This is a genomic window from Aminobacter sp. LjRoot7, assembly GCF_964252895.1.
Taxonomy (GTDB): Bacteria; Pseudomonadota; Alphaproteobacteria; order Rhizobiales; family Rhizobiaceae; genus Aminobacter; species Aminobacter aminovorans_B.
On record NZ_CAXUPX020000009.1, the window covers coordinates 271,632 to 281,950 of the forward strand.

A 10,319-nucleotide genomic window follows, 5' to 3' on the forward strand; every position below is an offset into this window, starting at 1 on the left:
GTTGCAGGTATATTAGGACACACTGACATTTCAGGATTTGTTGCCGGAACCGTTAAAATGCCGACTACATGTTGAACAATCGGCACCCTTGGCAGGCGATGCCCCACTCAGGCGTTAAGGTTGGGCTTGTGGTCACTGTCGTCGGACATATCGGTAAATTCGACGCGGTTGCGGCCGCGGGCTTTGGCTTCCGTAAGACGACCGTCGGCCTTGCGGAACATCTCGTCGAACTCGAACTGATCGTCGAACAGGACGGCTCCTACGCTGACCGTCAGCGGGCAGTTGCGGCCACCCGGTTCGAGCACGGTATCGGAGATCGAGCCGCGGATACGCTCGGCGACACGCTCGGCATTCTCTTTGCTAGCGCCGGGCAGGAAGACGCCGAACTCCTCGCCGCCGATGCGGCCGACAAGATCGCCGCCACGCACGGACGACTTGATGGCGCCGGCAACGATCTTGAGCACTTCGTCACCCCAGGCATGGCCGAACCTGGCATTGATCGCCCTGAAGTCGTCAATATCGACAACCAGCAAGGCACCCTGCCGGCTGGAGGGCGAGTTGCGGAAGGCGTCGATCAGGCTCGCGAACACGCTGCCATTCAGGCACGAGGTCAACGCGTCGACTGATGACAGGCGGCTGACTTCGGATTTCAATGCGCCGAACTTGCGTCGTTCGTTGGCAATGATCGTAAGAAGCGGTGCTGCGACGAGGCCAGCAACGACACCGGCACCGATCACGCCGCGCCAGAATATGCTGTCAGCCTGCCCCTGAAAGAGGAGTGCGGCAGCCCCCGCCGCGACTGCGACGCAAGCAGCCGTTCCAAGCCCGGCATAACGCACCACCGGCGCCGAGCTGCCAACCGTATTTCCTGAACCAGTGTTGTCCACGCCAGATCCCTCCGCTCCCATGGTCGAATCGATCTACCTGTGGAGAATGAAACATTCCTTGTGCGATTTCGAACAGTTTGACGAAATCAGACGAAAGTCACCGCATTCCGTATGATAGCAGCCTCGATCGTCAGTTTGAATGGCCTGCCAGCCCGTCAATCAGGCGGCCCGAACACACCCATTTTTGCCTTGCGCGCCACGGCCTCGGCTTTCTCATACCCGCCGCCTGGACGCGCATAGGCCCAACCATTGGCAACCAGCCAGGCACCGACATCCTGCTTGCCAAGCCGGCAGGCGGCCGCAACCGGCAGTCTTTCGGCTGGCGGAAACACCTGACAGAGCGGCGCACGGCCACGCAACCAGTAACGGAAGGCGAGTCGGGCACGTTCGCCACAGCGCCATGCCACACCCTCGAACTCGCAGGACTGATCCGCCCTGATCGGCACAGTGCCGGCGACGAGGATGGTATAGCCCATCGCTTCGAACGAAGCGGATGAGGTCACGACAGGACGATACAGCACGGTGCCCTCCCAATCGTCCGGCTTGACCGGTTTCGGAGGTGCGGCAAGCCCGAGCTCGCCGAGCGGCGGCCTTGCCTCGATACGTTCCAGCCCAAACCCTGAAATCTCAGGCGGCGCAACAATATCGGGCGCGATCGCGCGCGAGGCGGCAGACTCCGTCGGGCCGGCTGACTGTCTCGATCCACTTTCAAGAATCTGGACTGGTTGGGGTTCAGCTTCAGCCAGCATGGCGTCGCTGAAAACAGGCTGCCGTGGCAGGTTGGGAACCGACGCGACCACGAACGCAACGACGCAGATGGCTGCCGCAGCTCCGATCTTTGTCAGCACGGAACGCGTCGGCTTCATGCGTCGCACCACACCCCGCGCCAGACGAGCGGCGTTTTGACCAAATTGCCGAACTCCTGTTTCGAAACAAGAAGGCCATGGATCACGGCAGAGCGCCAGTCGCGAATGCAGCAAGTGAAAAACTTCGATAAAATTTGATCTAAAATATCTCTTCAAGATTATAGGACAATTATCCCAGTTCCTTTCCGATAATTTGATACGCCGTTGCTATCGTTCATCAAAATAGGTGAGCGCGATGAAAGCAACGACAGCCATTCTTGCAAGATACCTGACCAAGAGCTTTGCAGCTACGGCATTCTTCGCCGTCGCAATGCACGGCGCGACTGCAAGTCAGGATCGCAATGCGGAAGCACCCGTCTCAATTGAGATGCGCATGCCACCGCTTCTTGGTGGCCTGATGCTGGCGGAGCCTCCGGCAGTCGCTTCGGCCAAGCCATTCCAGTTCGGACCGGACTTCGACGGCTACGGGCTCGTTGCGCGCACCGCAGTGGATACGGTGGAGACGCCCGCTGGAGTAGACCCGATGAAGACAGCAGCCATCATCCCGGGTGTTTTCGGTTCCGTCGCAATTCCGATGCGCAACTTCCCGGTGGCAGGCCGGTGGGCAAAGGTCTATCGCGATATCAGCGGCTGCAACGAAACCTCATGCGGCAAAAATGGCGCCGCACTGTTCGGGCTTGCCGAGGATAGCCGCGACAGGAAATTTCTCGACAAGCTTGCCGTCGTGAACCGCGCCGTCAACACGATGATCGCCTATCGCAAGGACCAGGGCGTTTATGGCAACCTCGATTACTGGGCGAAGCCGGCTGAAATACTGTCGCGCGGTGCCGGCGATTGTGAAGATTTTGCCATTCTCAAGATGTCGGCGCTGATCAAGGCAGGGGTTCCGGCGCAGAGCATGTCGCTCGTGGTGCTCCAGGATGCAAGCCGTGGCGTCTTCCATGCCGTGCTATCGGTTGCCACCCAGAGTGGAACCTTCATCCTCGACAATCTGAGCAACCAGGTCCTGCGTGACGAGGCGCTGAAAAGCTATGTTCCACTCTATTCGTTCAGCACCGACCGCGCCTGGATCCATGGCGCCCGGCCTGGATCGGGCCAAATCGCTTCCGCAGGCAACAATTTTGCTGCAATAGCGCCTGGCGAAGGCCCGTTGGCGCAGTAGAATGACGCGGAGTGGGAAATCAACGCCCGATTCGACTGGCGGCCTGTGCCCGACAATTTTCAGTGGCCTGAACGCTAGGCAATCGGGGTCGGTGTACGGGTTCGCAACTTCAGCGTTTACCCCGACATCACCACTTTAGCGCCACGAGATGTAGCATTTTTGCATCAGCGCATGGGCCAAATGGCGCAAAACCGGTGAAAACTTCGATAGAGTAATCAAAACGCTGTCGATTTTAGTTCACTGCTGGATAATTACGTCTAGTTGGGTACGATCGGGATCCTGAACGCTTCGGCGCCGGGATGGGAGTGGGAGATACTTTATGCCGAAGCGTCTTGGACAACTGGCGGCACAGCTGACCGTCATGCTTGCTGCGACCATGCTGTCTGGCACTGGCGCCAATGCGCTGTCGCTGCAGGAAGCAATGGCAGTCGCCGTCGAATCCAACCCGGAAATCGGCCAGGCGATCGAAAATCGCGAAGCGATCGAATTCGAGCTCAGGCAGGCAAAGGGGCTCTATCTTCCAAGCGTCGACGTCGAGGCATCGACCGGCGTGCGCCGCCTCGACAACCCGTCGCGGCGACTGAGCGGAGTCGAAGACGACGAGCTCTACCCGTCGGAAGCCGGTGTTGTCGTCACCCAAAAGCTTTTCGACAATGGCGCCCGTCGCGCAGAACTCACCCGCCAGGCATCACGCGTCGATGGCGCGTCCTTCCGCGTTCTCGAACGCTCCGAGTTCATCGGACTGTCGGTCGTCCAGGATTACCTTGAGTACCTTCTGCAGGCGCAGATCGTCGGCGACGCCAAGCGCAACCTCGGCTTCCATCAGTCGATCCTCGGCGACATTCGCGAAGGCATCCAGGGCGGCGCACTGACCGATGCGGACCGCCAGCAGGCCGAGGAGCGGCTCTATGCCGCCAAGGCACGCGTACAAGAAGCCTCGGAAGAGCTGGAAGCGGCGAAGATCAGGTTCTTCAAGACAGTCGGCAAGCCGCTGACCAACCCGTCCAAGCCGGGTTCGGTTGCCAAGGCCCTGCCTCGCTCGCTCGATGATGCGCTCGGGCTTGCGCGCCGCAATAACCCGCGCGTCCACATGGCCTCCAGCGATATCGACGCGGCGGCTTCGCTCGTCGACGCAGCCCGCGCCAAATACGGTCCCGAGGTTGTCGCCGAAGGGCGTGCCCGAATTGGCAACGACATTGACGGCGCCGAGGACGAGACCAACGACCTGCAGGCTCGGCTGGTTCTGCGCTGGAACCTCTATCGCGGCGGCATCGACAAGGCCAATGAGCAGGAACAGATCAGGCGCGTCAGCGAACAGCGGCTCGCCCTGCACCAGGTGCAGCGCGAGATCGAGGAGGCCGTGCGAATTTCATGGGACCGCCGCTTCCGTCAGGCCGATCTGGCCAAGACGCTGCGCCAGCAATCCATCGCCAACGACCGGCTGGTCACCTCGTATCGCGAACAGTTCAAGGTTGGCCAGCGCTCGCTGCTCGACGTGCTCGACGCGCAGAACACGCGCTTCAACACAGCGACGCTTTCTAACACCGCCGCATTTGCATCGCTCTTTGCTGAATACCGCCTGCTGGCAGCAACCGGTCAGTTGCTCAAGACGATGAACCTTGCCCCGGCAAAGCAGGCTGAGGCCTATGCCCGGACCGAGTTCAACGTGCCGGCGACTGCCGATACCGAGACTTATGCCCGGACGCCGTCGCAGCAGGCGAATGACATGCCTTTTGATCTCTTGGCACCGGTCAGAAAGAAGTAGGGCGTCTGACGGCAGACCCCGTCCGTCATGAATCAGCAGGCGCACATTCAGACCCCGGTCGAAGCATTCAAATCCTGCTTCTCGGCGGTGGCTGCTTTCCTGGGCCGACCGAGTGCCGAAACCGTGCTGTTCTCCGGCGTCCCGATTTCGGAAGACCGGATCGAGGTGCAGGAAATCAGGCACCTGGCAGAGCGGATCGGTCTTGAAACGACCGAGTTCGCGCATCGCGATTTCATGCGTGGCCGTTTTGACTTGCCGGCCATCATCTTTCGCCCCAGTCGCTTGCCGATCGCAATACTGGCCGAGCAAGGCGACGGCGCGTCGTTCCTGACCGGACCGCAGGAAGATGGCCGCACATCGATATCGCGCGCCGAACTGACGTCCGTTCCGATATCAGGCGGCGTCTGCTTCTCCATCACCTACGCCAATACCGCCGAAGACATGGGTGTCGGCACAGCCGCCAGGATCGAGCGGCCGCATTGGCTGTTTGGGACTTTGGGGACGTTCTGGCGGTCCTATTCACGCGTGGCACTGGCGGCGATCTTCATCAATCTCCTGGCCATCGCCTCGCCCATCTTCACGATGAACGTGTACGACCGCATCCTGCCGAACAAGTCGATCTCTTCGCTTTGGGTGCTTGCGATCGGCGTGGCCACGGCAATCCTGTTCGACCTTCTGCTGAAGACCGCGCGGGCGGCACTCATCGACCATGCCGGCCGTAAGGCCGACCTGCGCATTTCCTATATGCTGTTCGAAAAGGTACTCAACACGTCGCTCAGTGCTCGCCCAGCATCAACGGGTGAATATGCCAATCGCGTCACGCAGTACGAATTCGTCCGAGAGTTCTTCACCTCCAACACTGTCAGCATCTTCATTGACACTGCCTTCGTCTTCATCTTCTTGCTGGTGATCTATGCCGTCGCGAGCTGGCTGGTGATTGTACCGATCATTGCGTTCATTGCCGCGATCATCATCGGCCTTGTTGCCCAGCATCGCATCGGCAAGCGTGTTGCCGCTTCGATGAACGAGGCTTCGCAACGCCAGGCGTTGCTGGTTGAATCAATTTCGACGGTCGAGACTATCAAGTCGCTGCGCGCCGAGGCCTATCTGCTACGGAAGTGGCGCGAGCATTCCAAGAATGCGGCCAATACCTCTGAAAAGATAAAGCAGCTTTCCGCCGCAGCGGCCAACATGACCCAATTCATCCAGCAATTGGTGACTGTGGCGCTGGTGGTGGCAGGAGCTTATGCCTTCGACAGCGGTGCGATCTCGACTGGCGCTATCATCGCCGCGGTCATGCTGTCAGGTCGCGCTGTAGCCCCACTTGGGCAGTTGGCGATGACGATTTCGCGTTTCCGCCAAGCCATGCTGTCGCTCCGTGTGTTGAACTCCATCATGCAACAGCCTGAGGACCGACCCGACACTGTGGGGTTCGTCAATCGTCCGATCCGTGTCGGCGCGCTGACGCTGCGCAATGTCGGCTTTACTTATCCCGGCACCGAGGCCGAGGTGCTGACGGGCGTTAACCTGTCGATCAATCCGGGCGAGCGCATCGGCATTATCGGCCGCATCGGCTCCGGCAAGACGACCTTCGGCCGGCTAGTCGGCCGGCTCTTTCTGCCGACCACCGGCGAGCTTCTGCTCGACGGCATCGACGTGCGCCAATATCACCCCTCCGAGGTTCGTGCCGCCGTCGGCATCGTCGCGCAAGCTGGCGACCTGTTTTCAGGCACGATCAAGGAAAACCTATTGATGGCGCGCCCGGAAGCGACGGACGAAGAGATCATCCTCGCCGCCAAGGCCGCCGGGGTCGACGAGTTTGTCTCGCGCCACCCTCGCGGCTACGACATGAATGTCGGCGAGCGGGGCACCAACCTTTCGGGCGGTCAGAGACAAGCCGTGGCAATTGCCAGGCTCCTGCTGACCAAACCCAAGATCGTCTTTCTTGACGAACCATCGGGGTCGATGGACCTGGCCTCCGAACGGCAGCTCATCAAGCAGCTCAAGATCGCTTTCGACGACAAGACCACACTGATCATATCGACCCACCGCTATAGTATGCTGGAAATCGTCGACCGCCTTATCGTGGTGGAACAGGGGCGTATCGTTGCAGATGGGCCTAAGGAAAAAGTCATTCAGGCACTGCAGAAGCCTAACGGTTGAGGCGTTGTCCGTCGATGGGGTGATTATATTGACCTTGTTCAATATAATGGGGTGCCAATGATAGCCAGGGAAGACAGACCGCCACTATTTGCATCGGCTGCGGTGCTGATCATCGTCGCCCTGTTTGTAGCCTTTGTCGTGTGGGCGTCGTTTGCCGAGATCGACGAGATCGCCCGTGGCGAGGGCAAGGTCATCCCCGCATCAAAGACCCAGATCGTGCAAGCGAGCGAGGCCGGCGTGGTGCAGGAGATCGCCGTCAAGATTGGCCAGGTGGTCAGGAAGAACGACCTCATCATCCGGCTCGACAATACGGTCAGCACCTCGAGCCTAGGCGAACAGCAGGCCAAGGCGCGGACGCTCAATGCGCGCATTGCCCGGCTCAAGCAAGAGCAGGACGGCCGGATCGGCGAACCTCTTGCTTGCCCGGAAAGCCTCGTCGAGGCCGCCCCAGAGATCTGCGAGAACGAGCAGAAACTGCTGGTGGCACGCCGCCAGAACTTCGAGACAAAGCTAAATGTTTTGAAGTCGCGACTGGACCAACGCGAAAAGGAGCTCAACGAGGCCAAGGTCAATGTCCAGAGATTGACGGAAAGCCTGGCTGTCAGTGACCGCGAAGCGGCACTGGTCACTTCGATGGTCAAACGCAACTTGATGGCCAAGACCGAACAGATCCGCGTCGACCGAGAACAAACAGAGATGAGAGGCCAGCTCAATCTCGCCGACGAGACGATCAAGAGAACCGGCGCAGCGATTGTCGAAGCAAAGCTCCAGGTCGACGAGTTCGGCCTGCAACTACAGCAGGAAGCCCTGGACGAGCTGACCCAAGCGCTGGCCGAACTGTCGGTGGTCGACGAGACGATCCGCGGTGCCAGCGACCGGGTCGCCCGCACAGATATTCGCTCCCCCGTCGACGGCATCGTCAACACGCTCGACGTCAACACGCTAGGCGCCTTCGTCCAGCCTGGTGCTGTGGTGGCTGGCATCGTCCCAACGTCAGAGACCTTGCTTGTCGAAGCACGTGTCTCACCACGTGACGTCGCTTTCATTCGACCCGGCCAGAAAGCGTTGATCAAGGTCTCGGCCTACGATTTTTCTATCTTCGGCGGCCTCGACGGCAAGGTGCAGAACATCACCGCCGACAGCCTCGTCGATCAGAACACCGGCGAACCGTATTATCAGGTCAGGGTCTCAACGGACCGCTCGGCGCTGGAACGGGATGGCAAGTCCTACTCCATCATTCCCGGCATGATCAGCACGGTGGAAATCATCACCGGGCGCAAGACCATTCTGAGCTACCTGCTGAAACCTATCAACAAGGCGCGCGACGAGGCGCTCCATGAACGATAGCAGCGCGTCGCCCGACAAGCTTGGGATGAACGTCTTTTCAGCCGACGACCTGACGTCTGATTTTCGCGTCGTCGTGCGGCAAGGTACTCGGCGCGGGATCAGGCTCGAGCGCCTGTTTTGGGCAACGCTGAAGCAGCTCGCCGAAGATAAGCGCCTTACGCTCGGCGAACTGGTTGACGAGATTGAACTTTCAAACAATGAGACCGGCAACCTGACTTCGGCCATCCGCGTCGCATGCCTGCGCTGGATGGCCGACCAAAGTGCCGCGCTGGGCAAGCTGGCCTCGCTGCGCACTATCAACGCAATTCTGGGTGCCTGCCCTGCTCCGGCCTTTGCATTGTCATCGACAAAGAAGATCCTGACCTTCAATCCGGCCTTCCAGAACCTGGTAAGGCGGCACCTGCCGATCGGATCCAGTGAAGAAGCACGTCGCGACCTCAGGCTTTCCCTCGACCTGAACGTCGCCGACATCTTCACCAGGCTTGATGCCAATTACGGCATACCCATTGCCAGCGGTTTTGTGATCGGCACCGCTGAGCGGCGCTATCGCGGCCAACTCAACATCGTCCGCGCGCCAATCAAAACGCCCGAACTTCTGCTTTCGTTCGTGGTCAACGGATAGTTGTGGCCAAGATTCCTTAGTTCAACAAGACACCTTGTTCGATACTCGCGGCGCATCGGCGAAGTCTGCTCGAAAAGGTGATCCCGTGCATCTCACCTCACTAAATTAACCACCCGTTAAGTTTTCATGTTCGCCTACATAAGCGGATATGCAGCTTTGCGCACGCCCCCGTTGCAATCACCCAAATCTCGCTGCTCTGCTACGGCCAGCAAGAAATTAGGGGATGGGCTATGGCAACCTCCGTTGAACTCGGGACTCTTTCGGCATCCGCAAATGGCAGCGACGCGCTGCCCGAGATGGCGCCTTTGTCGGAGGCCCAGCTTCTCGCACAGGCCTCCGAGCCGGCGGCAAAAACAGACCCAGTTCCCGTCGATGCGGGCTCGGGCCAGCCCATCCAGGCAGCTCAACCCAATGCCGCACCGCCCGCTCAGGCCCCTGCTGAGTATGCAGCCGATGCCTCCAATGTCGTCCATCTTCCTGCCAACATCTCTGTCGACAACATCAAGGTCGACGGTAAGAACCTGATCCTCGAGCAAGCTGACGGCACCGAGATCGTCGTCAAGGATGCCGCCTCCAACGTACCGACCTTCATGCTCGGCGACGTCGAGCTCCCGCGTGTCGCTCTGATCGCAGCGCTTGAGGCCGGAGGCGTCGACGTTGCTTTTGGTCCCGATGGATCAATCTCGGTTGGGCCTGGCTCGGCGAACAGCTCTGGCGGCAATTTCGAACTACCGGCCGGCGGCATCGGCAATGGCTTCGACCTTTCTGCCCTGCTGCCGCCAACGGCACTGCAGTTCCCACAATACGAGTACCGCGAACTGTATGCCGGCCTTGAAGAAAGGGATACCGAGCCGACCATCGACGTCGGGACCGGGTTCTTTGTCGATGAAGAGGCGCTCTCTGACGGATCCAACCCAGGAAGCGACGCCGAGCAGGCCTCTGGCACGTTCAACATTGTGTCCGGTAATGACATCGGCACCTTGGTCATCAACGGCATCGACGTAACAAATGGCGGCCAGGTCGCCGGCACTTACGGCACGCTGACCGTTACCGGCGATCCGCTCGGTGGATACAGCTGGACCTACGTTCTCAACGACAACACCCTGGATCACCTCGACAAAACGTCGACTGGAACCTCCGAAGGCATCTTCGACAGCTTCAACGTCGTGGTTACCGACACTGACGGTGATCCAGCTTCAGCCACGCTCAACATCGATGTCCTGGATGACGGCCCCACGTTAAGCGTGCAGGCAAACGCGGAAACGTCCGGCGGCCTCAGCATCGAACTGGACGAAACCGTTGGCCCCGACCGCTACAACACCGGCGAGGTCGAGAACGGAAGCAACACCAATACCGACGATGCTGCGCCCGCTTTGGCTCAGGCTAGCACCGCCCTGGCTGGCGGCCTTGCCTCCCTGTTTTCGGTCGGAGGCGTGTACGGCGCCGACGGCGCAGGCCAAACCGTCGGTTCGTTTTCGTTCACCGGCATCCCCGACACTGGTCTGGC

At 59.9% G+C, this 10,319-nt stretch carries 8 protein-coding genes; 6 read left to right on the forward strand and 2 right to left on the reverse strand.

Translation table 11 applies throughout. The annotated features are described in order from the left end of the window. Nucleotides 1–107: 107 nt before the first annotated feature. Together ACSQ3E_RS23630 and ACSQ3E_RS23635 are read right to left on the reverse strand one after the other, a co-directional pair. On the reverse strand, nt 108–887 hold the full coding sequence (locus tag ACSQ3E_RS23630; protein WP_436124519.1) for a GGDEF domain-containing protein: 780 nt from the start codon (nt 885–887) through the stop codon (nt 108–110). 155 nt (nt 888–1,042) lie between these two features. Continuing rightward, on the reverse strand, nt 1,043–1,909 hold the full coding sequence (locus ACSQ3E_RS23635) for a thermonuclease family protein (RefSeq protein ID WP_436124520.1): 867 nt from the start codon (nt 1,907–1,909) through the stop codon (nt 1,043–1,045). 217 nt (nt 1,910–2,126) lie between these two features. Here ACSQ3E_RS23635 and ACSQ3E_RS23640 point away from each other — a divergent pair, with 217 nt between their 5' ends. The 6 genes from ACSQ3E_RS23640 to ACSQ3E_RS23665 all read left to right on the forward strand — a co-directional run. After that, complete coding sequence (locus ACSQ3E_RS23640; RefSeq protein ID WP_436124521.1) at nt 2,127–2,915, forward strand: transglutaminase-like cysteine peptidase; 789 nt, start codon at nt 2,127–2,129, stop codon at nt 2,913–2,915. 361 nt (nt 2,916–3,276) lie between these two features. Next, entirely contained in the window at nt 3,277–4,680 is a 1,404-nt protein-coding gene (locus ACSQ3E_RS23645) for a TolC family protein (RefSeq protein WP_436124529.1), read from the forward strand. A gap of 27 nt (nt 4,681–4,707) precedes the next feature. Further along, nucleotides 4,708–6,843 (forward strand): type I secretion system permease/ATPase, encoded by a 2,136-nt coding sequence (locus ACSQ3E_RS23650; protein ID WP_436124522.1) that lies wholly within the window; start codon nt 4,708–4,710, stop codon nt 6,841–6,843. 57 nt (nt 6,844–6,900) lie between these two features. After that, complete coding sequence (locus tag ACSQ3E_RS23655; RefSeq protein WP_436124523.1) at nt 6,901–8,190, forward strand: HlyD family type I secretion periplasmic adaptor subunit; 1,290 nt, start codon at nt 6,901–6,903, stop codon at nt 8,188–8,190. Further along, the gene (locus tag ACSQ3E_RS23660) at nt 8,180–8,812 is read left to right on the forward strand and encodes a ribbon-helix-helix domain-containing protein (RefSeq protein ID WP_436124524.1); all 633 of its coding nucleotides are present in this window, start codon (nt 8,180–8,182) and stop codon (nt 8,810–8,812) included. Before ACSQ3E_RS23655 ends, ACSQ3E_RS23660 begins: the two co-directional genes overlap by 11 nt. A 230-nt stretch (nt 8,813–9,042) precedes the next feature. Next, a partial coding sequence (locus ACSQ3E_RS23665) for a hypothetical protein (RefSeq protein WP_436124525.1) occupies nt 9,043–10,319 on the forward strand: 1,277 nt, incomplete at its 3' end.

Coding starts and splice junctions, on each gene's coding strand:
- ACSQ3E_RS23640 (WP_436124521.1), top strand. CDS start 2,127: ATGCCACCGCTTCTTGGTGGCCTGATGCTGGCGGAGCCTCCGGCAGTC.
- ACSQ3E_RS23645 (WP_436124529.1), top strand. CDS start 3,277: ATGCTTGCTGCGACCATGCTGTCTGGCACTGGCGCCAATGCGCTGTCG.
- ACSQ3E_RS23650 (WP_436124522.1), top strand. CDS start 4,708: ATGAATCAGCAGGCGCACATTCAGACCCCGGTCGAAGCATTCAAATCC.
- ACSQ3E_RS23655 (WP_436124523.1), top strand. CDS start 6,901: ATGATAGCCAGGGAAGACAGACCGCCACTATTTGCATCGGCTGCGGTG.
- ACSQ3E_RS23660 (WP_436124524.1), top strand. CDS start 8,180: ATGAACGATAGCAGCGCGTCGCCCGACAAGCTTGGGATGAACGTCTTT.